The sequence below is a fragment of the Neobacillus cucumis genome (assembly GCF_023715505.1).
Genome location: NZ_JAMBOH010000014.1, coordinates 1 through 25,507 on the forward strand (window position 1 = coordinate 1; position 25,507 = coordinate 25,507).

Annotated in this window: 23 protein-coding genes and 7 pseudogenes; 8 read left to right on the top strand and 22 right to left on the bottom strand. The window is 37.1% G+C overall.

Annotation, left to right across the window (positions count from 1 at the left end):
- Positions 1-700 precede the first annotated feature (700 nt).
- The 3 genes and pseudogenes from M3226_RS32765 to M3226_RS18755 all read left to right on the top strand — a co-directional run.
- Positions 701-847: pseudogene (locus tag M3226_RS32765) on the top strand (LysR family transcriptional regulator); the annotation flags it as partial.
- A 33-nt stretch (positions 848-880) separates the two neighbouring features.
- Entirely contained in the window at positions 881-1,108 is a 228-nt protein-coding gene (locus tag M3226_RS18750; RefSeq protein WP_251568013.1) for a substrate-binding domain-containing protein, read from the top strand.
- Between the two features lie 23 nt (positions 1,109-1,131).
- Complete coding sequence (locus M3226_RS18755; RefSeq protein ID WP_308211963.1) at positions 1,132-1,524, top strand: LysR family transcriptional regulator substrate-binding protein; 393 nt, start codon at positions 1,132-1,134, stop codon at positions 1,522-1,524.
- Positions 1,525-1,582: 58 nt separating this feature from the next.
- Here the strand turns inward: M3226_RS18755 and M3226_RS18760 are convergent, their stop codons facing one another.
- The 7 genes from M3226_RS18760 to M3226_RS18785 form a co-directional block, all read right to left on the bottom strand.
- The gene (locus M3226_RS18760; RefSeq protein WP_251568015.1) at positions 1,583-2,617 is read right to left on the bottom strand and encodes an amidohydrolase family protein; all 1,035 of its coding nucleotides are present in this window, start codon (positions 2,615-2,617) and stop codon (positions 1,583-1,585) included.
- A gap of 34 nt (positions 2,618-2,651) precedes the next feature.
- Positions 2,652-3,566 carry a VOC family protein gene (locus tag M3226_RS18765; RefSeq protein ID WP_251568018.1) on the bottom strand — a complete coding sequence of 305 codons (915 nt, stop codon included), beginning with the start codon at positions 3,564-3,566 and terminating at the stop codon, positions 2,652-2,654.
- A 99-nt stretch (positions 3,567-3,665) separates the two neighbouring features.
- On the bottom strand, positions 3,666-4,145 hold the full coding sequence (locus tag M3226_RS18770) for an aromatic-ring-hydroxylating dioxygenase subunit beta (protein WP_251568020.1): 480 nt from the start codon (positions 4,143-4,145) through the stop codon (positions 3,666-3,668).
- On the bottom strand, positions 4,142-5,425 hold the full coding sequence (locus M3226_RS18775; RefSeq protein ID WP_251568022.1) for an aromatic ring-hydroxylating oxygenase subunit alpha: 1,284 nt from the start codon (positions 5,423-5,425) through the stop codon (positions 4,142-4,144). Before M3226_RS18775 ends, M3226_RS18770 begins: the two co-directional genes overlap by 4 nt.
- 93 nt (positions 5,426-5,518) lie before the next feature.
- A complete protein-coding gene (locus M3226_RS32770) occupies positions 5,519-5,608 on the bottom strand; it encodes an SDR family oxidoreductase (protein ID WP_374110636.1) in 90 nt (29 codons plus the stop codon).
- Between the two features lie 50 nt (positions 5,609-5,658).
- Positions 5,659-5,883 (bottom strand): SDR family NAD(P)-dependent oxidoreductase, encoded by a 225-nt coding sequence (locus M3226_RS18780; RefSeq protein WP_251568024.1) that lies wholly within the window; start codon positions 5,881-5,883, stop codon positions 5,659-5,661.
- Between the two features lie 92 nt (positions 5,884-5,975).
- Positions 5,976-6,164 carry an SDR family NAD(P)-dependent oxidoreductase gene (locus M3226_RS18785; protein ID WP_251568027.1) on the bottom strand — a complete coding sequence of 63 codons (189 nt, stop codon included), beginning with the start codon at positions 6,162-6,164 and terminating at the stop codon, positions 5,976-5,978.
- Positions 6,165-6,961: 797 nt separating this feature from the next.
- On the opposite strand from M3226_RS18785, the gene M3226_RS18790 reads away from it, so the two are divergent.
- Positions 6,962-7,039, top strand: a complete 78-nt coding sequence (locus M3226_RS18790; RefSeq protein WP_251568348.1) for a hypothetical protein — start codon at positions 6,962-6,964, stop codon at positions 7,037-7,039.
- Positions 7,033-7,125: pseudogene (locus M3226_RS18795) on the top strand (ATP-binding protein); the annotation flags it as partial. The gene M3226_RS18790 and the pseudogene M3226_RS18795, both read left to right, overlap by 7 nt.
- 70 nt (positions 7,126-7,195) lie before the next feature.
- Here M3226_RS18795 and M3226_RS18800 read toward each other — a convergent pair.
- From M3226_RS18800 to M3226_RS18825, 6 genes are all read right to left on the bottom strand, one after another.
- On the bottom strand, positions 7,196-7,369 hold the full coding sequence (locus M3226_RS18800) for a hypothetical protein (protein WP_251568029.1): 174 nt from the start codon (positions 7,367-7,369) through the stop codon (positions 7,196-7,198).
- Positions 7,370-8,372: 1,003 nt separating this feature from the next.
- A complete protein-coding gene (locus M3226_RS18805) occupies positions 8,373-8,561 on the bottom strand; it encodes a 4-oxalocrotonate tautomerase (protein ID WP_251568031.1) in 189 nt (62 codons plus the stop codon).
- A gap of 59 nt (positions 8,562-8,620) precedes the next feature.
- The gene (locus tag M3226_RS18810; protein WP_251568046.1) at positions 8,621-9,409 is read right to left on the bottom strand and encodes a 2-keto-4-pentenoate hydratase; all 789 of its coding nucleotides are present in this window, start codon (positions 9,407-9,409) and stop codon (positions 8,621-8,623) included.
- Positions 9,410-9,453: 44 nt separating this feature from the next.
- Positions 9,454-10,233, bottom strand: a complete 780-nt coding sequence (locus tag M3226_RS18815) for a 2-keto-4-pentenoate hydratase (protein WP_251568048.1) — start codon at positions 10,231-10,233, stop codon at positions 9,454-9,456.
- Positions 10,234-10,358: 125 nt separating this feature from the next.
- Complete coding sequence (locus M3226_RS18820; protein ID WP_251568050.1) at positions 10,359-11,846, bottom strand: aldehyde dehydrogenase; 1,488 nt, start codon at positions 11,844-11,846, stop codon at positions 10,359-10,361.
- 448 nt (positions 11,847-12,294) lie between these two features.
- Complete coding sequence (locus M3226_RS18825; RefSeq protein WP_251568052.1) at positions 12,295-12,462, bottom strand: hypothetical protein; 168 nt, start codon at positions 12,460-12,462, stop codon at positions 12,295-12,297.
- Positions 12,463-13,126: 664 nt separating this feature from the next.
- On the opposite strand from M3226_RS18825, the pseudogene M3226_RS32775 reads away from it, so the two are divergent.
- Positions 13,127-13,291: pseudogene (locus tag M3226_RS32775) on the top strand (DUF2750 domain-containing protein); the annotation flags it as partial.
- Positions 13,292-13,434: 143 nt separating this feature from the next.
- On the opposite strand, the pseudogene M3226_RS18830 reads toward M3226_RS32775, so the two are convergent.
- The 6 genes and pseudogenes from M3226_RS18830 to M3226_RS18845 form a co-directional block, all read right to left on the bottom strand.
- Positions 13,435-13,931, bottom strand: a pseudogene (locus M3226_RS18830) (globin domain-containing protein); the annotation flags it as partial.
- A 358-nt stretch (positions 13,932-14,289) separates the two neighbouring features.
- Positions 14,290-14,502: pseudogene (locus tag M3226_RS18835) on the bottom strand (transposase); the annotation flags it as partial.
- Between the two features lie 988 nt (positions 14,503-15,490).
- Positions 15,491-15,796, bottom strand: coding sequence for an aromatic-ring-hydroxylating dioxygenase subunit beta (locus tag M3226_RS32780; protein ID WP_374110642.1), 306 nt, complete (start codon positions 15,794-15,796; stop codon positions 15,491-15,493).
- A 45-nt stretch (positions 15,797-15,841) separates the two neighbouring features.
- A pseudogene (locus M3226_RS18840) lies at positions 15,842-16,300 on the bottom strand (SDR family NAD(P)-dependent oxidoreductase).
- A gap of 624 nt (positions 16,301-16,924) precedes the next feature.
- On the bottom strand, positions 16,925-17,266 hold the full coding sequence (locus M3226_RS32785; RefSeq protein ID WP_374110643.1) for a transposase: 342 nt from the start codon (positions 17,264-17,266) through the stop codon (positions 16,925-16,927).
- A gap of 163 nt (positions 17,267-17,429) precedes the next feature.
- Positions 17,430-18,121: pseudogene (locus M3226_RS18845) on the bottom strand (transposase).
- A 587-nt stretch (positions 18,122-18,708) separates the two neighbouring features.
- On the opposite strand from M3226_RS18845, the gene M3226_RS18850 reads away from it, so the two are divergent.
- Positions 18,709-20,157, top strand: a complete 1,449-nt coding sequence (locus M3226_RS18850; RefSeq protein ID WP_251568350.1) for a gluconate:H+ symporter — start codon at positions 18,709-18,711, stop codon at positions 20,155-20,157.
- Between the two features lie 164 nt (positions 20,158-20,321).
- Positions 20,322-21,287, top strand: a complete 966-nt coding sequence (locus M3226_RS18855; RefSeq protein WP_251568056.1) for a 3-hydroxyacyl-CoA dehydrogenase family protein — start codon at positions 20,322-20,324, stop codon at positions 21,285-21,287.
- Between the two features lie 868 nt (positions 21,288-22,155).
- On the opposite strand, the gene M3226_RS18860 is transcribed toward M3226_RS18855, so the two are convergent.
- From M3226_RS18860 to ablA, 3 genes are all read right to left on the bottom strand, one after another.
- Positions 22,156-23,643: an amino acid permease gene (locus M3226_RS18860; protein WP_285857913.1), complete on the bottom strand. Its 1,488-nt coding sequence runs from the start codon at positions 23,641-23,643 to the stop codon at positions 22,156-22,158.
- Positions 23,644-23,812: 169 nt separating this feature from the next.
- Positions 23,813-24,091 (bottom strand): YokU family protein, encoded by a 279-nt coding sequence (locus M3226_RS18865; RefSeq protein ID WP_251568355.1) that lies wholly within the window; start codon positions 24,089-24,091, stop codon positions 23,813-23,815.
- A gap of 2 nt (positions 24,092-24,093) precedes the next feature.
- Positions 24,094-25,503 carry a lysine 2,3-aminomutase gene (ablA, locus tag M3226_RS18870; protein ID WP_251568058.1) on the bottom strand — a complete coding sequence of 470 codons (1,410 nt, stop codon included), beginning with the start codon at positions 25,501-25,503 and terminating at the stop codon, positions 24,094-24,096.
- Between the last annotated feature and the right edge of the window lie 4 nt (positions 25,504-25,507).

Consider the following 25,507-nt stretch of genomic DNA (forward strand, 5'->3'; position numbering starts at 1 on the left):
CTTGAAGATACCCTTAAAGAGAGTAACAAAAAGATTCAAAAGTTAATTAAAAGTCAACTAGAGCAATGGATTGCGGGCTTGCCTAACTATATCAAGGCATACCTGCCTATTTCAGTCTGCGAAAGTTGAGTTATTAGATATATAGAATAAAAAATCTTATGTGGAGAATGTCTGACAGAAATAAATTCACTTTATTCGCATGTATGTACTGATGGGCAACGTTTGAATTTCTTTTTTATTACTTGCCGAAAAATGTCCTCTAGAGGATAGCCCTGTTTCTTCAATATTTAAATGCACCTCAGGATTAAACTCCATACTCTTCACCCAAATAGATGATTTTGTAAAATAGTTTTACGATAGGTACCTTAATTGGACTTAAGATAAGGTTTATCTAAAGAAAACGACCAGACAAATATAGCAACAACTTAAGAAAAAGGAATCGGATAAAAAGGAATCTATGTCTCTTTTTATCCGATTCCCTTTCTGTCTTTTCTTTCATAGTTATATTGGGATTACCCAGTGAATGAAAGCGTTTTATAATTAATTTAGATAATCACCATGTTAAGATTGCAGACAAACAGCTCGCTTTTGAAAATTTTTTTCTGGAATCATTTTTAAAAATGATCATAGGAAGTGTTGAAATGGATGATGAACAGCTTTTAACATTTATGACTATTTTTGATTAAATAATTATTCGCGCACCGCAGATCATTTGAATTTAACACAACCGGCAATCACTGTACGGATTCAAAAATTAGAAATCGAATCCGGATGTAAATTATTTTACCGTGACGGAAAAAAGATACTGTTAACGGAGGAAGGAACAGCCCTCCTTCCATATGCTTGAAAAATATTAAACTATGTAAATGAAGCAAGACAAGTGGTTGAAGGTATTAAAAAACCAACAATTACTATTGGATTATCACCTGCTATCTCTGTTTCGATTGTTTTAGAGGCTTTATCAATGCTCCGGCAAACGAGTCAACTTTCGTTTGATCTAGTCGAAGCTGCGGACTCTGTTGAAGTTTCTAAAATGATTAGAGAAGGATCAATCGATTTCGGAATTCTAAGAGATGTAATCCCATTTACAAATCTGGAATCTGAATAAATTTTTCGTGAAAAACTTTTTTTATTGTCGGAAAAAGCCATCCCTTAACTGGAAAAACTAAAATTTACAAAGATGATCTCATTAACCAAACGATGATTTGCTATCGGCGGGAATCAGCTTTATGGCGAACGATTGATGAAGGATTAGTAGGTGTAAAAAATCTAAAACGAATTGAAGTCGGCGGATTTGAAATGGTTATTTCTATGGTTAAAAATAACTGGGGTTTCAGTGTTGTACCGGAACTCATACTTGCCAATAAACCGAATAAAGATTTATGTGTCGTCCCTTTTGCTGACTTTGAGCATCTCACTTATAATGTTGTAGGAATATATAAAAAGGAGTCTCCAAAGTTAGAAAAGCTTCTTCTATTTCTACAGTCGTTTAAAACCTCTTTAAAAAAATTTCCTGATCTATAGAACCTATAGGCCAAATTAAAGAACATTCCTATCAAAATGGAATGTTCTCTAATTTGGCCTATTCCGATTCTTTAATAAAACTCTCTTTATTTAATCCCAGAAACTTAATCGCATTTTCTCCAAGCATTTGTTTCTTTTCCACATCCGAAACATTTTCCAACATTTCAACTATTTTCCCCGGCGGTGCTTCCCGCAACATGAATGGATAATCTGTACCCATGATAATATGATCAGCACCAAATTTTCCAAGCATAAATTGGAGATTGCACGGATCGTAAACGAGCGTATCGTAATAGAGTTTCTTCGCATAATAGCTTGGCGGCCGTTCCGTTGTGCGGATATGCGGCCATACTTCCCAGGCTTGGTCGATTCGCGGTAATAAATACGGCAGGGACCCTCCGCCATGGGCAAAGCAGATTTTTAATTTTGGAAATTTATCAAGAATACCGCTGAAGATTAGACTTCCTGCCGCAAGTGCTGTTTCGGACGGCATTCCAATCGAATACATAAAGTTATGGTTTGGCATTCTCTCTACTCCGACCGTGGCCCATGGATGAACTAAAATGGGTACATCCATTTTTGCCGCTGCTTCCAGAAATCTTTGAATCTCTGGATCATCGAGGGTTTTTCCATTTGCGTTGCTGCCGATTTCAATCCCTTTCAGCCCCAGCTCGTTAACTGCTCTTTCCATTTCTACAATCGCCAAATCTGAATTCTGCAATGGTACGGTTCCAAGGCCGACAAAACGATCAGGATATTGGGCTACTACCGAAGCTATAAAATCATTTTGTGCTTTCGACAGCTCTAAACACTTTTCTACATCTGCCCAATATGTAAACGTAACCGGAATCGGAGATAAAACTTGGACATTGACACCTTCTGCATCCATTTCAGCGATGCGCTTTTCAGGATTCCAGGCATTCTCGTCGACTTTTCGGAATGACTTTCCATCCTTGTAAATTTCAGCTCCACAGCTGCACGTATGCTTTAAAATCGGAAAACGATTATCCGCATATTTTTCCGCAAAATCAGGAAAATTCTCAGGAATAATATGGGTGTGAAAGTCAACACGGAAATTCTCACCTTTTGACATGATGCTGCCTCCTTAAAGGATAATTGTTGATTGATTATTGATTAACTTTTTCCAGGTCTTCCTTTATCAATTTACCAACTTTTCCCCATCCTGGTTTAGGTCTTCCTCCCCATTCATCAAGGGTATGCATGGTTGGTTCTAGACGGCGAGGCTCTCTTGGATTTTCCTCCGGAAATTCTTCCATTCCTTGACTATACTCAATCGTTAAGCCATCAGGATCCGCAAAATATAGGAAAATGCTGCCCGATGGGTGATGTTTTCCTGGCCCAAATAGAATCGGAACATTGTTATCCTTTAATCTATTAACTTGAATCCCCACATCATCTACACGTTGAGCTTGATAAGCAAGGTGATTCAATTTATTTTCTTTCCCTTTTGTCAGGGCAAAATTATGGTGAAATGGAGTTCCAGCTGCCCTTAACCAGGCCCATCCCGTTTCCCTTCCTTGGATATCTGAAATGTTGAAGTTCAAAACATTCGTAAAGAAATCAAATAATTCGTCAAATTTATTAGTTTCATAAACCACATGAAGAAGTCTCGTAATTCTGGCCTTCTTAGGAACAAATGGTGTACCCATTTGCATAATTTGCACATAGAATTCATACGTTACCCCTAAATATGGATCTTTAAAACGCAATGTTCTACCTTGGGCCAAATTTTGGCACTCCTCTGCGCTTAATTCGACAGGATTTACACCTTGTTTCGATAAATGGTCAAACACCGCTTGAAATTGGTCTGCCTTTTCAAGCTCAAATGCTACTCTTTTTAACCCAGGTTCTTCTCCTTGTTCAAGGATTAAATTGTGATGGTCCCCGCTGCATCGAAGGTATGCCACATCAAGAACCCGTTCAACAAATTCCAAACCAACAATATTTTCATAAAAATCTACCGATTTATTAAGATCAGTCACGCTTAACACAACATATCCCAACTTTTTATAACGAATCATTCAAAAACCTCCTGTATTATAGTAGAGGGTCTGACCCTCATAGCTTAACCGCGTTAATGTGTTAATTCGTATGAACCCCAATCAAAATCTGACTTCATATTATAAAATGATACTTACTTTTCCGTGCGGGCGGAGACTGTCCAATTTGAGAATGACTTTCTTGGATTGAATCTTTAATTCTCCATTTTCTTTTACCAAGATGTATTCGTTGACCCCGACATAATTGTCCAGTACTTCACGTTTCGTACGGTAGGTAGAGAAATTGCATCTGACTTTTACGGCATCCTCTTCATTATTAACGATTCTTACATTCGTCACATTGTGAAGAGTAGTGGAGTGCGGGTATTCTACATGGGCTTCTCTTTTCAGTAATCGTAATGCCCGCTGTTCTAAACGGGCACGATCATCATGAACAAAGAAAAGCGATTTTTTAAAATCCGCATCAGGATTTCCGATGGGCGGAATCACATACGTTCCATTGCTTGCGAATAATGCAGCCCACTCCTTTAACTTAAACTCATCAAGAAGCTCCCCCTCATGGAATAAAAAATCTTCAATTTCCTGACGTGTTATGTTCATACTTCCACCTTCCCAGCTTCTTCTTTTTTGCTTTCAACTGCTGTCATCCGTTTATCCCATTCACGCCAAAAGGCACGCATTTGTTCTTCATCCGTCGCTTGGGGAATTTCCCTGTTCATTCCTTTGGAAATATCATTCCATCCGACTTCTTTAGTATTTAAAAAACCTTCCTGGCATAGTTCAAGTGCTTCATTATCATCCGGAGTCGCAAAACCGCCTGGCCCTAAAAACTCTAAGTAGCTGTCATTCCGTACCTCTCTGAAACCGTCTGTTTCATTTATAGGAGATAAAGCATAGGCGGTTACTTGCATATAACCCGGTTCAATCGGATAAAAGGTTCTGATTGCAATCGCCATGATATCATTGATGACCAGGTTAGGGAAAATTAAAATATTACGGTTCTTTTTCGAAATGCGGTGGGCTCTTTCTTCGCCAAATTTCTCTACTAAGCGGGCATTGATTTTGTCGATAATTTCTTTCGCCTCTTCACCGTAACCTTCAATCCATTTTCCGATTGGTCTTGGCCACGGGGCATAATATTCCATTACGGCATGTCCATTCCCCAGAGCGCGTGCTTCCCCTGCAAGACTGTCTTTTTCCATTATTCCGCCGCGGGTCGCAACAATATCAAAATAGGTTTTATGGGTTGGTACCCCGTGGTATAAATCAAAACTATTTTCACAAAGTAATTTCCAGTTCGCTCGTACGCTATATTCCTGGGGATCCTGCAAAACTTCCATTCCAACTTCTGTTTGATCTGCCACCAAGTCGAGATACTCTTTGGCACCTGCCAGGTATTCCTCTAATGATATGGCGTTGTCATCAAAGTTAACGAATACGAAACCGCGGTAACTTTCAAGTCGTTTGACAGCCAGCATATTTTTGGAGCCATCGCAGTTATGGTCTTCCAAGAAACCAAATTTATCAGGTAATCCGACTAATTCCCCTTGCGTATTAAAGCTCCACGCATGATAGAAGCAGCGGAATACTTTTGAGTTTCCTTTTCCTTCACGGCATACGAGCGCACCCCGGTGTGGACAAGAATTATATAATGCCCTTATCACCCCATCATTGCCGCGGGTAAATAAAAGGTTTCGTCCACCAACTTTTCTTCTATGAAAATCGCCTTTATTCGGTACTTCTGATTCATGCCCGATATATAACCAGCATTTATTAAAAATCTCATTGCGTTCGACTTCTAAAATTTCCCGATCAATAAAAACTTCACGATTTACTTTGAATAAACACTTCTGTTGATCTTCCTTAAGATAATTGCTCATTGGCTCTCCCCCTAAATAAGTTTTTTTAGTAAACCTGCTCATCATTTGTGTCAGTTCTGAAAGAGGTTTTAGAAAACCTTAAAATCATTTTTATTACATCCTGCTTCCGCCATTTACACTAATCACTTGGCCCGTAATAAAAGTAGCCTTATCGGAAGCAAGGAATACGACGGCATCCGCCACCTCTTCCGGATAGGCCCCTCTTACTTTTGGAATGATGTTAATATAGCGATCTACCCCGTCTCTCTCTTTCTGATCTCATCCAGCACTTCCCCCTCTACTGCCGGGGGAGCGATGACATTCGCGGTAATATTATTTTTGGCGAATTCTCTTCCTATTCCGGAAACAATGGCATGGACCCCGCCCTTTGCAGTATTATAGGCTGCATGGTCCGATAAACCATTTCGGACAGAATCTGCTCCTATGTTAATAATCCGTCCGTAATTTTGTTTCACCATATGCGGCAAAACTCAACATGACCACGTGGTCCAGAGGTTGCGGTCGATTGTCGTTTTTAAGGTTTCCGGTGTTTGTTCAAAGAACGGGAGAATCACGCTCCGCCGGCATTATTGACAAGAATGTCGATTTTGTCCCATTTATGTATGGCTTTTTCAACCATCTGGATAACATTTTCATCTTTTGATAAATCACCAATAAAGTAGTCTGTTTCCCGCCCTGTTAATTGGGCCACTTCCTCGGCGACTTTCCTCGTACGTTCCGGATTGGTTCCTGTAACCAATACAGTCGCACCTGCTTGTGATAAACCATTTGCATCCGCTTTCCCAATTGTGAAGAACCTGTTACATGGCTACTCTCCCTTCCAAAAGATAGGCTTGTGATTGACTCGACGACTCGACATGCTAATATCTATCACCTCTTTTCCTTGTAATCTCTTTTTTGGTTTGTAAAGAAAATGGTCTGTTTCCTTTTTGTCGTCACAATCAAATACACAAAAACTAACATCGATCCGTATACCTCAACTAAATGTAACCGCATCCAAAACTTAACTCAGTGTGCTTAAGTAAACAGCGTTTAATGCATTTTTCAAGATAATATCTGAACATATTGACATTTAAAAATATCAGAATATTATCTTAATTGATTTAATTTTAAATCTTTTTTTTGTGAAAATCTAATCGAAATATTCTTACTTTAAGTGACTAAATTCAAGATTTTATTTATATATAGATAATTATGGATACTCTGTTAATTCGTTTGCAAAGAGATGATTTAAGAGGAATAATTATATATATCCTTTTTCCTGAGTAAATTTTAAAGACATTTAAATGGTCATGACATAATAAAAAAAGGTAAGGGGAGCTCAAAATTATAAAAGGAATTTGTTTTTGATAATCTAGATTTGAGGTACTTTTATACGATTTGATCACATAAAAAATGAGCCACATGATTTCCAATTCTATTAACCTCTCTTATGATAAGAAGTGACTATACTTTCTTCATATGAGAGGAAGAACAGGATGATCGAAATGGCTCAATTTCATAATATCAAAATTCTTAAAAGAGGTTGAAGGTTTATTGCAAAGGCAAATTGCGCCAAAACTTGGAATTTCACGTAACACTGTTAGCAAATATCTTAAAAATGATACGTTATGATAACTACGAATCTAGAATTTACGGAATGGACGTCTATATTTGGAGATAAAAAAATGACTGCAGCACTTCTAAATCGACTAACCAACTCTGATATAATCTATTTTCTAAAATCACTTGAAAAATTAAAAGTTACCTCCGCTCCGAAAAGAGAACCCGTTACTTTTCCTCCTGGCTCCTATTTGTTGAAACTGAATGAATTACATAATAGAATCCTAAAATACTTTCAATTTCTCCTATGTCTAAATATTCATCTGATGAATCTTTAAGCACTATCTGTGCATCTTGAATATCCAATTTCTCTAGTTTTTCAATGAGTTCAGATACTGTCATTTTTTATTTTCCTCCATATTTATTTTATAAAATAATAATACCCAGACTCTATTTATCGTATAAATTACCTTTAGAAATCAAACAGGAGTCTGCACTTTATTTATGTTTGGACAATTTATTACAAAACAAGGTAAACAAGTTCATCGTCAATTTAGAAAAGCTACAAATGCAAAACATATTTTTCCTAATTATGATAGTTTAAGAAAAAATATCTTTCAAATTAATATAAATATCCCCTACAGTCAATATGTTATTCCCTTTTAATTTTAGGAAATATATAATTTTAGACCTGATAAAATAGTCCATCGTACTTCTATTAAATACTCCTAATTGGTATATTAAAATATCTTCCTAATCAACGCCAAGCACTCCAACTACGTTGCAAATGCCACTCGCTCGATTTCACCTGGTTTCACTTAATTGTTGAGCTGATGCGTAAGAGGATCCAAGTATTGAACACGACCAGTTATATCCATAATAAAGCCGTCAGTCCAAACGCTAATGATAAGCCATAATTTTCCCTGTTCTGGCATGAAATTATTTAATGGATCCCTGCATGAATGGCTCTTGCATACGTAAAAAATACCATTTCCGCTCGTATCATGGCTATTGAGTTTGCACCTGGAAAATAGACCTGAAAACAATGGTTATCATGATAAAAAAATTCGTTAATGTAACGATTAAATCAGACAGATATAAAAAATACCAATTCAACAAGATGAATGGGTATGCCTTTAAATCTATTTCTACTATGGCTAATCATAACGATATAAGTGAATAACAATAAGAGGTGTAGCGAACCTCCCTTAAGGGGGAGTCAGTACCTCAGGTATATCGACAAACTCGAATATTTTCGAATTTGTCGACAGTATGAACTCCCTTTCAAAAAATATAGTGAGTTTTAGTTTTTTATTTCTAAAGTTGTGAAAAAATTACCTTTATAAAAACAACTAATAGTTTGTTAATTTTCTAGAATACAGTTACTAGACTCATGCTTATTCGTTTATTTTCTATTAGAAACCGGTACACCGGCAACTCCCCAATGAGTTTTTGGCATTTCATTAACCAATACTCGAACGCTAGTTTTTGGTACAACTAATGTTTCAACAACAGTATCAGTAATATTTTCAATTAATGCTTTTATTTTTTCAGGTGGTCTGCCCTCCATAATATTTACTTGAATAAGTGGCATGATAATTCCCCTTTCATAAATTATATTTTCCTATTGTAATATGTTTTAAAATTGCTGATTTATTTACCAACAGAGAAAGTTACTTCGCCCAGGCCATCAAATTTACCTGAAACAACGTCGCCAACTTTTAACAATATTGCACTTGTTAAGGCTCCCGATAATATGATTTGGCCTTTTTTAATTTTATCTCCTTTTCTGGCGAGCATGTTTGCCAATACTGCAATGGCATTGGCAGGATGTCCTAAAACGGCAGCTCCAGCGCCCAATTCTTTAATTTGGCCATTAATCGATAAAGTTGCCCCTACTAATTCAAGTTCAAAGTCATTTGGTTTTCGAAGTGTATTACCGAATACGACCCTTGAAGTAGATGCATTATCAGCAATTACATCTGTGTGGGTAAAGTTAAAATTCTCATAACGGCTATCAATAATTTCGAGTGCAGGTAAAACATACTCTGTTTTAGCTAACACTTGTGAGCCGGTAATTCCTGGTCCTTCAATATCATCGCCAATCAAAAACGCAATTTCTGCTTCCACTTTTGGATGGATCAGTTCAGAAAATGGAAGAACACCAGCGTTATCGATCAACATATAATCAAACACATATCCATAAATTGGCTCAGTAACGCCCATTTGTTCCCACTTCGCCTTGCTTGTTAATCCCATCTTAGGGCCAATGATTCTTCGGCCCTCGTCTAATTTTTTTTGAACAAGCAGTTCCTGTGCTTGATAAGCTTCCTCAACTGTTAAATCAGATTTAAACGTCTTAGTTACCTTTACAACTTCACGTTTTTCTACTTCCGCAGCAACTAAGTAATCAGCAATTTGTTTAATAATATCACTTGCCATTCCTTTTCCTCCTTTGATCCAGATTCAGTATCTATTTAAGCCAATTATTTAAAGTTAACGCTTACTTGACCAAGATAAGCAAATCTTGCTGTAATATTGTCGCCCGGATTAACGACAACCATGCCGGAAAGTGCACCCGAAAGGATTACTTCACCTGCTTTAAGAGTAATATCATAATCTGCTAAACGATTCGCCAGCCATGCAACACAAGTTGCCGGATTTCCAAGTGCAGCGGCTCCAACACCTGTATTGGCAACTTCACCATTTTGCAAAAGTACCATGCCCATTAATTCCAGATTAATATCTTTAATTTTTGTAGGCTTGCCACCCAATACAAATAATCCGGATGAAGCATTATCAGCGACCGTGTCTGGTAGCTTAATTTTCCAATCTTGTATCCGACTATCAACAATTTCTAAAGCAGGAACAACATAATCTGTTGCTTGCAGCACATCAAGAACAGTCACATTCGGACCTTTTAAATCTTTCTTTAAAATAAATGCAATTTCACCTTCTACTTTCGGCTGAAGCATGGTTTCACAAAAAATAGTACCGCCATTTTCAACGACCATGCTGTCTAATAGATGTCCATAGTCAGGCTCATCAACACCCAACATTTTTTGTACGGCAACAGAGGTTAATCCAATTTTTTTGCCAACAATTTTCTGTCCTTCAGCTACCTTCTTTTTAATATTTTCCAATTGAATATAATATGCCTCATCGACAGTAATTTCTGGATCTACCACAGTTAGCGGATTAATTCCAACGCGTTTTTTTTCAGCTTCTAATAATTTAGCAGCAAACTTTTCAATTTTACTAGTCAATTGAATATATCCTTTCTATTATAAATGTATTTTGACACTGTTTAGTATAAGCTGAGAAACATTCAAAAAAGTTGCACGGTATATCTTATTTAAACCGTGCAACATATCCATGTTAAAAACTAAAATTAAAGTTTAACACAAATATTAGTTATTTCAGTGTAGAATTCCCAACTGTGACTACCGCCAACACGACCTAGTCCACTGTCTTTCGTACCTCCGAATGGAGTTCTAAGATCACGTACAAACCAACAGTTGATGTAAGATAAACCTGATACAATTTTTTGGGCTACACGGTGTGCACGACGGATATCGTTAGTCCAGATTGTGTTACTTAAGCCCATCCGAGTATCGTTTGCTGCCGTAATCACTTCTTCTTCTGAGTCAAATGGAATAACTGTAACAACCGGTCCAAAGATTTCTTCACGAACACAACGAGATCTGTCATCTAGACCAGTAATGATGGTTGGTTCTATGAAATATCCTTTATCCAAACCATCAGGGCGCTTACCGCCTGTAACGAAAGTACCGCCTTCTTCTTCAGCAATTTTCAGGTAGCTCATTACTTTATCATAGTGTACTTTGGCGACTAATGCGCCTTGATCATTGCTCATATCAAATGGATCGCCAACTTTTAATTCTCTTGTTTTAGATGCAAATCTTTCTACGAATTCATCAAAAATTTGGCGTTCAACATAGATTCTTGAACCGCAGACACAAACTTCCCCTTGATTTGTAAAACTTGATCTAATGGTTGTTGCCACTACTTCATCAATATCCACATCTGCAAATATAATGTTAGGGTTTTTACCGCCTAATTCGAAAGAAAGCTTTTTTAGTGTAGGCGCAGCTTCTGCCATGATTTTAGCACCTGTAGATACTTGCCCGATAAAACCGATACCTGCAATGTCAGGGTGTTTGTTGATTGCACTTCCAGCACCAGGTCCAAAACCGTGAACCAAGTTTACAACTCCATCCGGAACACCAGCTTCTTTAAGAATTTCCATTAATCTTGTTGCCGTCATTGGGGTTAATTCAGAGGGCTTAATCACTACTGTACATCCCGCAGCCAAAGCTGGAGCTAATTTCCATGTTAATAAGAATAATGGAAGATTCCATGGCTGGATTAATCCTACTACTCCAATCGGGCGGCGATATCCGTAGTTAAGCGCATTGTGAGTTTCATCTTGGTATGCCTCTGTTCCTATAGAAATCATGTAATCAGCAAAAAAATGGAAGTTTGCTGCTGCACGAGGAGCATCAACGTGACGTGAGAATTTAAGGTGCTTACCAGTATCTAATGATTCTAATTGTGCGATTTCTTCTTGTCTTGCTTCAAGAATGTCACCAACTTTGCGGATAATTCTTGAACGTTCATTTACAGTCATTTTTCCCCATGGGCCTTCTTCAAAAGCACGTTTAGCAGCTTTAACAGCTAAATCAATATCTGCCGCGCTTCCTTCTGCAACTGTACCATAAACTTCCTCAGTTACAGGGTTCACGTTATTAAACGTTTTTCCATCTACAGATTCAACAAATTTACCGTCGATATAATGTAAACAATCAAATGGTTTTACGATAGGTTCAACTACTGTTTTAGTTTCGACTTGCACCATTTATAATTCCTCCTTGGTTTTGATTTACATATTTTCTAAATATAGCGTTAATGTTTACATGTTTTATGTTAATGCTTATTTGTTTATGGAACTTTCCAGTTCACTTAAAAGAGTTAAAAAAGTGTGCGTCTGACCCAACCTAAATTATAAGATAATGCTTACTTTTCCGTGCAGACGGAGACTGTCAGTTTTAGGATGACTTTCTTGGATTGAATCTTTAATTCTTCTTTTTCTTTTACCAAGATGGATTCGTTGACTCCGACGTAATTATCGAGCACTTCACGTTTTGTGGGATAGGTTGAGTAAATGCAGCTTACCTTACGGCATCCCCTTCATTACTAACGTTTCTTACATTCGTGATATTGTGAAGAGTGGTTGAGTGCGGATATTCTACATGGGCCTCTTTTTTCCATAATCGTAACGCCCCTGTTCTAGACGGGCTCGATCATCATGAACGAAGAAATTTTTTAAAGTCCGCATCAGGATTTCCGATGGTCGGAATCATATACGTTCCATTGCTTGCGAATAATGTAGACCACTCCTTTAGCTTAAACTCATCAAGAGGTTCCGCCTCATGGACTAAAAGATCCTCAATTTCCTGACGTGTTATGTTCATACTTTCACCTTCCCAGCTTCTTCATTTTTTCTTTCCGCTGCTGTCCTCCGTTTATCCCATTCACGCCAAAAGGAACGCATTTGTTCTTCATCCATTGCTTGGAGAATTTCCCTGTTCATTCCTTTGGAAATATCATTCCACCCGACTTCTTTAGTATTTAAAAAGCCTTCCTGGCATAGTTCAAGTGCTTCATTATCATCCGGAGTCGCAAAACCGCCTGGCCCTAAAAACTCTAAATAGCTAGTCTAATTCCTTCTTGTCGAGACTATCAAATGCACGAAAACTAGCATCGAACCCGGGCACCTCAGCCAAATGTAATCGCATCCAAAAGTTAACCCAACGTGCTAAGGTAATCAGCGTCTGATGTATTTTTCAGATAATTTCAATATTTTAAAATGTTAATATTTAAATATATCGAAATATTATCTCGATTAATTTAATTTTAAATCTTTCGACCATTTAATTCTAATCGAAATTATCTTTCTTCAAGCGCCCGAATTCAAGATTTTATTTATATATAAACACAATGCAATACGCTGTTAATAAACCATTTCATTAAAAAAGTGGCCGATTTGAAGAATTGTGGGGTTTGTATAATGAGGGTTTGGCAACGGGGATGATGATGGAAATTTGATGATTCCTTTCTTTTCTTAAAAAATTTGCGGAAAACTCTACTAAAAATGAATGGGGAGAGTTTGAAGCAACACCAATAGATTTATACAAATTTATAGATAAATGGCTAGTTGTAATGAAACGAGATGGAGTAAAACCATCAATATTCCCTACTTATTTCTTAACCGAACTTTCTGTGATTATTGATGTTTTTTAACTTTTGTCCCATTGAAGAGAACCGGTTAAATTAAAGGGGACTTTTGGATTTTTCCCAATGTTGATGTTGATCGAAAAAAAATACGCTTCAGAATATTAGTCTCCACCGCCGCTTAACAGGACAACAGGTGATTTTTTATCCTAATCCAGGACAAAGTCGCCGGCAGGTCCACTTACTTGAAGGATTTGTTGTTCCCGCCTCACGTTTGACGTTGATTCGATAATAGTCTTTTCCCGGAGCATCAGAAAGGCTGTATTGACGAATATGTGTATACTTTCCGCTCAACGATGAAAGGTCAGAACCCGTCCCATCCGCCATTTTGATTGGACGCTTGTTTGTACAATTCAGCTTCTAAATTAATAATGGTATCGGCAATTTCTTTATAAGCGTCTGTTGCTGCATAACCCAGCAAATCCTTGATTGCTAATAGCAAGAGTTTTCCTACGATGATTGGATAATGTTCCGGTTTAATCCCAAGACTGCGGTGTTTGTGGGCAATTTGGTTCACAACAGGAAGAATGGCACAGAGGTTATCGATGTATTTGGCATATACTGCCCTTGCAAGTGCCTTTTGCTGTTTTCTTTGTTTTTGGTTTGTATGATTAAATATATTAAGGAGTTCAGGGTGTGCTCCAAACATTAATTGATAAAAGCGGGTTGTAATTTTTTTCTTCTCTAACACTGGAACAGTTGATTTTACAAGCGTCTATTTTTTTTGATCTAACAAATTAAACACTCCCTTTAAGTTATTACTATTTACAAGGTGTTATTTTAAAACACTTCATTCCGGGACTATGTGATATAAATCACATATTTTCGAATATAGTCGTAAGAGCCACAAATGGGCCTAATAGCTCATTTGTTAATATTAATTTCAAAATTGGAGGGAACAAGAACAAGTTCTTCCTCTATTGTTTCTCTTATCCTTCACGTTACAAATAAGGAAGCAATGTGGGTGTTCCAATAATTTGTGTGTAAACAGGATCTTTAGTTAATTAATCTGCAGCGTCATCTTCGGAATACCCAGCAATGATTTGATAAATCTTTTGGCATTTAAGGGTTTCTTCTGAATGAAGTTAATAGGCCCTTGAATCATTCAGTTTTATATACTCTCCTAAAGTCTTCGAAAATCCGATTTTTCATCGAATTCTCTAAAGAGAAATTCACCTTTATCGGGAGGAAAGAGATCCTCCATCTCTTGACAATTTAATTTTTCGGTTGAAATCAAGAGTTACTTGCGTTAAAGAATCCTTTCTGTGTGGTTTTTGTCTGGTTACTTAAACTCTAATAGAAGTGGATTCTTTTTTCATTTTTTTGCGCAAACTAAATTGGGTGAGAAAGTTTATATACAAGACTATAAGGTTTAAATCTTAAATTACTATGAATGAATCAGGTTAAATGATATTTTTTCTCTAACGCTAAGAAGAAGAAATAATTTTAGTTCCGCCTGTTTGCCACAAAAGGAACATGTTTTTTTTGTTTGGGCAGGCATTTTTTTTACATGTGGAACAGGAAGTAATTCCAATCCTTTTGTGAGATGTTCTTTACAAACCATTACCATAATGAATGCTCCCTTCTAATTAGACTCTACTCGAGCAAAATAAGTAAATAGGTTGGTACTCCCCCCACCTGAAAACAGTTGTTTTAATCCTCCTAGGAAAATTCTGTAATTTGACTTGGAATAGGATAGGCAAAACCCGTATTTCTTCTGACGAGGCTACAGGATTCGCTTTAGGTTACAACCTGTTTGTTAATTTGCGAACACTGTCAAAGAGTTACTTTGTCACAGGGATTCAACCTTAGCCACCAGTCAGCTACCGAGAAGTCTTGGCAGTTGGACTTAAACCAACTAGTAATTAACGGCTTGCCTGGCACCAAATAAGGAAGAAGTGAGAAGACCGTAGACTCCCTTACCCCATAAAGAATAATGAAATTAAACTAATTTCCACTGTTATTTTTCTGTTGCGAGGCTCTTGGCTTTTAAATTTCTGAGCCATACTCAAATCATGTCTTCTTGACCGCCAACAAACCTATGTTTTCCTAATCTAACGATTTATTAAGATCCGTCACGCTTAACACAACATACCCCAACTTTTAATAGCCAATCATTCGAAAACCTCCTAATATTTTAGGGGGTCTGACACCCACTGGTTCACCGCGGTAATCCACCGTGGGTCAGCTCCAAAATTTGTCTACAAATTATAAGATGATACTTACTTTTCCGTGGGGGCGGAGACTGTCCAATTGAGAATGACTTTCTTGGATTGAATCTTTAATTCTCCATTTTCTTTCGACATAATTGTCAAGTAGTTCACGCTTAGTACGGTAGGGAGGGAAATTGCATCTAACTTTTACGGCATCCTCTTCATTATTAACGATTCTTACATTCGTCACATTGTGAAGCGTAGTGGAGTGCGGGTATTCTACATGGGCTTCTCTTTTCAGTAATCGTAACGCCCGCTGTACTAAATTTTTGGCGAATTCTCTTCCTAATCCGGAAACAATGGCATAGACCCCGCCCTTTGCAACATTATAGGATGCATGGTCCCATTAACCATTGCGAACAGAATCTGCCCCTATGTTAATAATCCGTCCGTAATTTTGTTTCACCATATGCGGCAACACTCTGTAACATGACCACAGCATAGTCCAGAGGTTGCGGTCAATTGTTGTTTTTAAGGTTTCCGGTGTTTGTTCAAGGAACGGGAGAATCACGCCTCCGCCGGCATTATTGATAAGAATGTCGATTTTGTCCCATTTATGTATGGCTTTTTCAACCATCTAGATAACGTTTTCATCTTTTGATAGATCACCAATAAAGTAGTCTGTTTCCCGCCCTGTTAATTGGGCCACTTCCTCGGTGACTTTCTTCGTACGTTCCGGATTGGTTCCTGTAACCAATACAGTCGCACCTGCTTGTGATAAACCAATTGCAACCACTTTCCCGATTCCTTGTAATCTCTTTTTTGGTTTGTAAAGAAAAAGGTCTGTTTCCTTTTTGTCGTGCAACTATCAAATGCACAAAAACTAGAATTGATCCGGATACCTCAGCCAAATGTAATCGCATCCAAAACTTAACACAGTGTGCTATGGTCTAAAATTGTTAATATTAAAATATATCGGAATATTATCTTGATTAATTTAATTTTAAATCTTTTCCCCATGTAATTCTAATCGAAATAATCTTTCTTCTAGAGCCAAAATTCAAGATTTTATTAATATATAAACACAATGAATACATTGTTAATTCTAGTGCAAGGAAATGTTTTAATAGGAATAATGACTAGACTTCGTGGACCTGAGTGAGTTCTAAAAAAATTTAATTAAAAAAGGGTAAGGGGAGTTGGAAATCAAAAATAAAACCACGAATAAACAATAAGAAATCTTTCTATTTAAATCCTTCCAAATTTATTTTTTTCCAAAAAAAAAGCCGTTCTCCCTATAAAATGTACCCTAATAGAGTACTTAAAAAAAGTCTACCTAGAGGGGCTGTTGACAAAATGGGGTAGGAGCTGTGACTCCTTTCCCATTTTGTTTTTTTGTTGGTTAATTAATGATTTCTAATTTCTCTTCCATAATTTATTGGTCCTAATTCATCACCTTTATAACCCGTTTTAGATTTATCGCCAACGCCTAAAAAAGACATTGTTCTTGAATTTTTTCAATGCCCCTTTTATACGTTTTATATAAATTGTGTTTTGATTTAATGGTTCCGATGGAACCTTCGCACCAGACTCTTCTTAATTTTTGAACCAGTTTGTACTCACTGGTCTTTGCTCTTTGAATATTTTCTTCCAATAACTCATGAGCAATAGGGCGAGCAATTGTCCTTCTACTAGCTGTCTTTCCAAAACAAGTTTCTCGAAGAGGACAGACTTTACAGTCTTTTGCTTTAGCAGAATACGTTTTAAAGTAATTTCCGTTCTTTTGTAATGCTAGATGAGTAAAAGTAAGTATTTTTCGATTTGGACAAATATAAGAACAGTTTTATTCTCATAGGTAAAATCCCTATGAGAAGTTGTCTTAAATGCATTGTCATGTTTAACAGGATTAATATAGCCTGTTATTTCCATAGTTTTTAATCCATGATAAATTGGTGTTGTATCATATCCTCGATCTGCCCCAACATTTTTAATATCTAAATCAATTTTTCTTGAATCACTTTTAATCTTTCAACAAAGGGCTCACAATCATTTATGTTTCCTGGACTCGGATGTATATCGTATGATTCCATTTTTGTATCAATACTTGTGTGTGCTAAGTAATGAGGTCCGGATGGCTTTCCAGGTCGATTTAATATTCCAGAGTCAGAATCAGTTTTAACGATGGATATTGTTTCAGTAGAAGGACCCTTTGGTTTTCGTCCCGATTTCTTTTTTCCTGATTCTATTCTTTTATCTTCTTGCTCTTTTTCAATTTTCTTTGCTTCTAGTTCAAGAGTATTTAAATATTGGGAAGGAGTCTTCTCAACAACCACTTTTTCGACTTTACTTTTTGCAACCCGGGCTTTAATATGAGTTGAATCTGTTACAATCACTTCTCCAGTAACTAATCCCTTCTCTATGCTAAGTTTTACAATATGATCGAAAATTTCCTGAAAAACTGTACTATCCTTAAATCTTCTACGTCTATTCTGACTAAATGTAGAATGATCAGGTACAGAATCAGTTAAATCAAGTCCTAAAAACCAACGATATGCGATATTTAAGTACACCTCTTGCCCAATTGACGTTCGGAATCAATGTTAAAAAGATACCCAATTAGTATCATTTTAAATAAAAGTACAGGATCAAGTGATTTTCTGCCGAGTTTCGAATAATAACTTTCCATTTTGTTATATATAAAAAGAGAAATCAATCTTTTCTTTAATTAGGCGAAGAATATTATTTTGAGGGAACAAAAGTATTTAAATCAATAAACTCCATTTTACGTTGATACTCATCATTGTGGCCCATCATAAGAATTCCTCCAATAAAAAACCTGTATAGAGATAATCTACACAGGTTTTTGAAATTCCTATAAGTTTGTCAACAGCCCCCTAGAGGGTACATTTTTGTATAAATATGGAAAAAGAGAAGGGCAAATTCGCAAGAAAAATTTTGTTGCTGTTTGTACCATCTTGTTTTTTCCTCCTAATATGGCTCTGATTTTCTAAATAAGAATTATTATTCAATACAGTAATATTTTCTCCTTATAGATCCCGCTATTGACTTACAACTATAAAAAATTTTTTTAAAAAACCGCCTTTTTATAAATTATATTCTATTAGATATTTCAATAGCTTTTTATTATACTGTAAACATTCAGAAAATTCCCATATATAAAATATTTATTTTTGAATGTTTAAGACAAAGGGGATTCTATAAGTTAATGGAAGATTTAGGGTTATATAAAAAGAGGGGGACAATGAAAATGCCATTATTAATGGTGCACTTGGAGTTATTCTATTAATTATTTTAATCACGGTCTTCAAATTAAACGCTTTCATCTCATTGATTATTTCCTCGTTTGTTGTGGCGCTGGCATTAGGGATGCGGCTAGGTGACATAGTCACTTCAGTAGAAGCTGGATTAGGAGGTACTTTAGGACATATAGCGCTAATCTTAGGTTTCGGAGCGATGATTGGTCGTTTGATCGCTGATGCAGGTGGAGCCTATCGAATTTCAATGACATTAATCGATAAGTTTGGAAGAAGAAATGTGCAATGGGCAATTGCTGCTTCTTCCTTTATCGTAGGAATTGCTTTATTCTGGGACGTTGCCTTTATTCTATTAGTTCCAATCATCTATATGATTTCTAAGGAACTAAAAATTTCCATTACACACTTTGGCCTTACGTTAGCAGGTGCTTTAGTTGTCGCACACAACTTCTTGCCCCCTCATCCAGGAATCACTGCCGTTACACAGGAGTACGGAGCAGACCTCGCCATGGTATTAATATACGGAATCATTATTGGGATACCAACAATTGTAGTTGCGGGAGTTTGGTTCCCTAAAATCAACAAAAAGTGGATCCCAAGTGCTTTTGAAAAAACAGGCAATGCGGAAGCAATAGGAGATCAAAAACTATGGAAATTAGAAGAAACACCTGGATTTGGAATCAGTGTCTTAACAGCGATATTCCCGATTCTATTGATGTTTGCAGCAGCTTTTTTAGATATTTTCCAAAAACTATTGGGATTTGCCGATAATCTTTTAGTTGTAATTATTCGTTTTGTCGGAAACGCTCCAGTAGCTTTGTTAATCTCACTATTATTAGCTATTTATACAATGGGAATTGCCAGGAAGACTCCAATTAAAGACTTAACGTCCTCTGCAGGGGTATCCATCAACGCGATTGGTTTGCTAATCTTAATTACTGGTGGTGGTGGTGCATTCAAACAAGTTATTATAGATGGCGGAGTTGGCGAATATATTGTTAGTCTGTTTACTGATGTTTCCATTTCTCCAGTTCTTCTTTCGTGGATTATTGCCGTAATTTTCCGTATTTGTTTAGGTTCAGGAACTGTTGCAGCATTATCAACTGCCGGATTGGTGCTTCCAATGCTAGAATCATATCCTGAGGCAAACTTAGCACTTGTTGCTCTTGCTACTGGAGCGGGAACAACTTTTGCTTCACACGTAAATGATCCTGGCTTCTGGATGGTAAAAGAATTTTTTGGCTTATCAATGAAAGAAACATTTGCGACATATACGATTCTTTCATCAGTAGCATCAATTGTTGGAATTATTCTTGTCCTCTTAATGGATACTTCTGTCATATTAGCTGGTGTAACCATTGCAGCTATTCTAGTTGCTGCAGTTGTTATTCACACGATTGAAGGGGCTGAAAGCAAGAAGAAGCAAATTAAAAATATTTCTGTTTAATCTTTATATATTAACATAACACCAAGAGAAAGCTTTCTGATAAATTCCTTTCACAATGAAGTTACTATTATAAAAATAAATAGCAACATGCTTCCTATTACTAATAGACTTTCTATTCTAATTATGAAAAATGAAGAAAATATAATACGAAATGGGGTTTTTAAATGAAAATCATGACAGTACTTGGAGCAGGTATTATGGGTCATGGCGTTGCTCAATTACTTGCCCAAGCAGGATATATTGTACGTATTCAAGCTAGACGCGAGACATCATTGGAAACAGCAAAAAAAATGATTACGAACAGCTTGAAAATTATGGTTGATAAAGGAATGCTCTCACAAGAAAAAATGGAGCAGACTTTGGATAATATTAAATATACAACAGATTTACTTGAAGCTATCCAGGATACTGATTTTATTCTAGAATCTATTCCAGAAGTGCTTGAGACAAAATTAGATACTTACGAGATTATTGAAAGCATTGTCTCTGAAAAAACCATTATTGCATCTAATACATCTACTTTTCCATTAAAAGAATTAACGCAAAGAGCAAAACATCCAGGAAGATTTATCATTACACACTACTTTAACCCTCCACAACTTGTACCAATTGTAGAAATTGCTAAATTTGAGAAGACAGATGAAAATGTCGTAAAAGTAACTTATGACCTAATGAAAGAAATCGGTAAAACTCCAGTGGTACTGAAAAAAGAGATTACCGGCTTTATCGTTAACCGCATACAAGTAGCTTTTCTACGGGAATGCTTCAACTTAATTGAATTGGGAGTTTGTACGGCAGAAGATATTGATATCGCTGTAAGAGGAAGCATGGGCTTTAAATGGGCTTTTTGCGGACCAATGGAAAGTCAGGATTTAGCAGGTCTGCAAACAACACAAGCTATGGTATACAACATCGAGCAGGATTTATCGAATACAAGAGAAGTTCCTAAATTCTTAAAAGAAATGGTCGAAAAAAGTGAACATGGTATTCGTTCAAATAAAGGTTTCTATGAATACGATGATAATGGGGCAAAAGCAATTCATACACGTGATGATAATTTCTTAGATCTTCTAAAATTAATTCAAGACAAAGAAGCAAAGAAGGAAAAAACAGCATCAGCAGTTAAATAAGCAATGTTACAGTTTAAAAATAGTGAGAAAGAAGTTGGTTTAGCCGGCTTCTTTTTTTTTTGCTCCGTACAGCGTCTCCGATTCTGGGATAGAAAAAGCTTTTTGTTGATTAACTTAGATTTACCCTCGGACCCAACAAACGCTTATTTTAAGTTCAACTCTCCTGCTACTTGAAGAAGAAAAAGGCTACTGAAGAAACATTTCCTTCAAAGGCGAATTCCATTCTTAGTTCAAAAGCAATTTATTGTTTAGCGCTTTCTTTAGTCCTTCTAGTTCTACCAATGCAACTGCCTGCTGAATAAAAATTTAATCTTAATCCAGACCGAATGTAGTAAATAATTGAAATAAGCCGTATATTTGATTAAAAAAATCAGGATATACGGCTATTTGTAATGCGCATCGAAAAGGTGTGCTTTTTTTATAATTCGGGCTTACAAATCGATGACCCGCAAGAATTCTTTATAAATATAAACAGTCTCGAATATTCCTTTTCGAGACTGTTATCTATTATTCTGCACCAATAAGTTATAGCCACTTAACCTATTTACGTTTATCTTTCTAAAACCTACTAATATATTGCCGACTTTTCAAACTCTTGCACGGAGTGGAGTAAGCAGAATCTCACCAATTCTGTGACACAGGTATCCAGCAGTTTTGAAGACTGTCGAGGACACCAGTGGTCAAATCATCTTCATAATTTTGTGTAACATCGAGGGATATCGGCAGTCTCTTGATTGTTTTTTAGAACGTTTTCCCTCAACCTCTACTCTCCCCTTCCTGAATAGAAGTTTCTATTCTATTACGCCTAAAATAAATCTAGGCCTATAATTAGTTGCGGAGTGAAACGAATAACTCTTCTCTATTATGACTACTTCTCTTCAAAAGAACAGTCCTTTAGTGGAACGATCTTCGTTTTATGAATTACTTTATACCCGAGCCATACTGCCAAGAAGATCGGTAAACCAATATATGACACAGCCACTCCATACCAATCAATCTCACTAGTTATAAAAGCTTGATAATTTTGGCCAAAAATGACCAACACACAAATGACCAAAGCGAGAATCGGACCGAATGGGAACCATTTGGCTCTAAATTCCAAATCATTTATGTCCTTGCCCTGTGCGATATATGCTTTTCTAAAACGGTAGTGGCTGACAGCAATTCCAATCCATGCAATAAATCCAGTTAAACCGGATGCATTTAATAACCATGTATACACTTGATCTCCAAAAATGGAACTTAAAAAGGCCAAGCCTCCGATAATGGTCGTTGTGACAAGGGCATTCATTGGAATCCCGCGATTATTTACTCTTTGTAAAAACTTTGGTGCTTGTCCGTCTTTTGCCATCGACCAAAGCATTCGAGTCGACGCATATAAACCAGAAGTCCCTGCCGATAAGACCGATGTCAAAATGACCGTATTCATCACCGATGCCGCAAATGCAATGCCCACTTTCTCAAATACAAGGGTAAAAGGGCTGACAGCAATACTATCGACATCCCTGCCCAACAGATTAGGACTTGTATAAGGAATAATAAGGCCAATGACAGCAATGGCGATAATATAGAACAGAAGAATACGCCAGAATACTTGTCGAATCGCCTTTGGTACGTTTTTCTCCGGCTCTTCACTTTCTCCTGCAGCAATCCCGACAAGTTCTGTTCCTTGAAAAGAAAAACCTGCGATGAAAAAAATACTTAAAATGGATAAAAGACCGCCATGAACCGGAGCATCGCCTAAAGTAAAGTTTTTAAACCCGATAAACTGCCCGCCCAAAATACCGAAAATGGTAAGCAAACCGACTCCAATGAAAACAATGATTGTCACTACTTTTATCAAGGAGAACCAATACTCGGATTCTCCGTAACTTTTAACCGACAATGCATTCAATAAAAAGATTAATCCTAAAAAAAGTGCACTCCATAGGATGCTCGGTACAGCCGGAAACCAAAACTTCATTATAATAGCGGATGCAACTATTTCAACCGCAAGTGTAACGGCCCAGTTAAACCAATAGTTCCAACCAAGCGCAAAACCAAATGCCGGATCAACAAAACGGCTGGCATAGGTTGAAAAAGATCCCGAAACCGGTATTAACGTAGCCATTTCTCCGAGACTAGTCATCAAAAAGTAGACCATGATGCCAATAGCTCCATACGCAATTAGCGCGCCACCTGGTCCAGCCGTTTGAATGGACGCCCCTGTTGCTAAAAATAAACCTGTCCCGATTGACCCTCCAATAGCAATCATCGTCAGGTGACGTGCTTTTAAATTGCGTTTAATTTCCTGTTCGCCCTCCTCATTATTTTGATTTTTCTGATTTTTACTTGTATAGCTTTTGATTGCTTCCATGTCTTGTCTCCCTTCCATTTTGAACACTTAGAATCTATCTAACTATAAGAATCTATTATTGCAGATTGTTTGGACAATTTATCCCTTCTTGAAGATAGCAGGGATAAATTGCCCATAAGAATAAACGTTCATTGCTGGTGTTATCGAAAAACGGGAGACGGCTCGCTATTTATTTGGAAAAATCAAAGTAGTTTCGCTTCAATAAGCGCGGAGCAGCCATTAGGGTTTCATACTTCATACTTTTTTCAAGCATAGAAGAATCAATCAAATATAGCTGATCCTCAATTTCTTTTACCGTAGTATCTGTTTGATAGTTCATTCCACATTCCAGGCAGAGAATGGACGGTGTGCCCTGAATTTCAATTACTTTTGTTCCATCGGGAAGTTCCCAATACACTGTGTTGCTCGTTTCATGTACTGTTTCGGATTCGCACCATTGACAAATCAACATTATTCCTCCTCTGCTCCCACCATCTCGTACTTGCTCATTTGCGCCTGGAACTTTTTCTCTTTTAACTCGTCACGTTTATCGCGTTTATCCTTTAAAGAGCTATGCTCAGGATTTTCCCGGTACGTTTTGCGGCGGTCTAAACGTTTCAAACCTTCCGGGGTCAAGTTAAATTTCGTATCATCAATAAGAGACAGGACACCATTGCTTTCAAACTTTTCAAATACTTCAGGATAGACCTTTTTATAATAATCTTCTGCACTGCCTGCCACATAGTTTAGCGGTTCAGGATAAGAGGTAATGACACCTTCAAAGTTACGTAACACGACCTTATTGGAGCTTTGAGAAATAATGTAGTTCGGCTGCAACGGAATTTTACCGCCTCCGCCAGGGGCATCAACGATAAATGTCGGAACGGCATAACCCGATGTATGGCCGCGAAGTCCTTCCATGATCTCCAATCCTTTACTGATTGGAGCACGGAAATGGCCAATCCCCTCTGATAAATCGCATTGGTAAATGTAATAAGGACGAACACGAATTTTAACAAGATCATGCATAAGCTGTTTCATGATTGGAACACTGTCATTGATCCCTGCTAAAATAACCGCCTGATTACCAACCGGAACACCAGCGTTTGCAAGCATTTCACAAGCGCGCTTCGATTCTTCTGTAATTTCTATGGATGTGTTGAAATGTGTATTTAGCCAAACTGGGTGATACTTTTTCAATATATTACAAAGATTTTCGGTAATTCGCTGAGGGAACACGACAGGTGCCCGTGTACCGATGCGAATAATTTCAACATGAGGAACCTCACGTAAATTTTTTAAAATATATTCTAAAATATTGTCATTGATAAGGAGACCGTCTCCTCCGGAAATTAACACATCTCTGATTTGCGGATTTGAGGCAATATAATTTATCGCTGTGTCTAACTGCTTCTTTGGTACGCCCATTCCAATTTGTCCGGAAAAACGTCTTCTGGTACAGTAACGGCAATACATGGAGCATTGATTTGTTACCAAGAACAGCACGCGGTCAGGATAACGATGGGTTAACCCTGGTACTGGTGAATCCTCATCTTCGTGAAGGGGATCTTCTAAATCATATTTTGTTTTATGCAGTTCCTGAGAAATCGGCACAGACTGCATTCTAACCGGACATCTTGGATCATCTTGATCCATAAGCGATGCATAATATGGCGTAATATTTAATGGAATTGTTTTCGTTGAGATTTTAACGCCTTCTTCTTCCTCAGGTGTTAAGTTAACAACTTTCTTTAAATCATCTAAATTTTTAATTGTATTGGTCAGCTGCCAAACCCAATCGTTCCATTGCTCATCGGTTACATCCTTCCAAAGCTCGATTTCTTTCCAATGTCTTTTCGGTTTGAATAAAGTGTTTCTCATTAGT

Coding starts and splice junctions, on each gene's coding strand:
- M3226_RS18760 (WP_251568015.1), bottom strand. CDS start 2,617: ATGTCAAAAGGTGAGAATTTCCGTGTTGACTTTCACACCCATATTATT.
- M3226_RS18765 (WP_251568018.1), bottom strand. CDS start 3,566: ATGATTCGTTATAAAAAGTTGGGATATGTTGTGTTAAGCGTGACTGAT.
- M3226_RS18770 (WP_251568020.1), bottom strand. CDS start 4,145: ATGAACATAACACGTCAGGAAATTGAAGATTTTTTATTCCATGAGGGG.
- M3226_RS18775 (WP_251568022.1), bottom strand. CDS start 5,425: ATGAGCAATTATCTTAAGGAAGATCAACAGAAGTGTTTATTCAAAGTA.
- M3226_RS18780 (WP_251568024.1), bottom strand. CDS start 5,883: ATGGTGAAACAAAATTACGGACGGATTATTAACATAGGAGCAGATTCT.
- M3226_RS18800 (WP_251568029.1), bottom strand. CDS start 7,369: ATGACAGTATCTGAACTCATTGAAAAACTAGAGAAATTGGATATTCAA.
- M3226_RS18805 (WP_251568031.1), bottom strand. CDS start 8,561: ATGCCACTTATTCAAGTAAATATTATGGAGGGCAGACCACCTGAAAAA.
- M3226_RS18810 (WP_251568046.1), bottom strand. CDS start 9,409: ATGGCAAGTGATATTATTAAACAAATTGCTGATTACTTAGTTGCTGCG.
- M3226_RS18820 (WP_251568050.1), bottom strand. CDS start 11,846: ATGGTGCAAGTCGAAACTAAAACAGTAGTTGAACCTATCGTAAAACCA.
- M3226_RS18825 (WP_251568052.1), bottom strand. CDS start 12,462: ATGAACATAACACGTCAGGAAATTGAGGATCTTTTAGTCCATGAGGCG.
- M3226_RS18855 (WP_251568056.1), top strand. CDS start 20,322: ATGAAAATCATGACAGTACTTGGAGCAGGTATTATGGGTCATGGCGTT.
- M3226_RS18860 (WP_285857913.1), bottom strand. CDS start 23,643: ATGGAAGCAATCAAAAGCTATACAAGTAAAAATCAGAAAAATCAAAAT.
- ablA (WP_251568058.1), bottom strand. CDS start 25,503: ATGAGAAACACTTTATTCAAACCGAAAAGACATTGGAAAGAAATCGAG.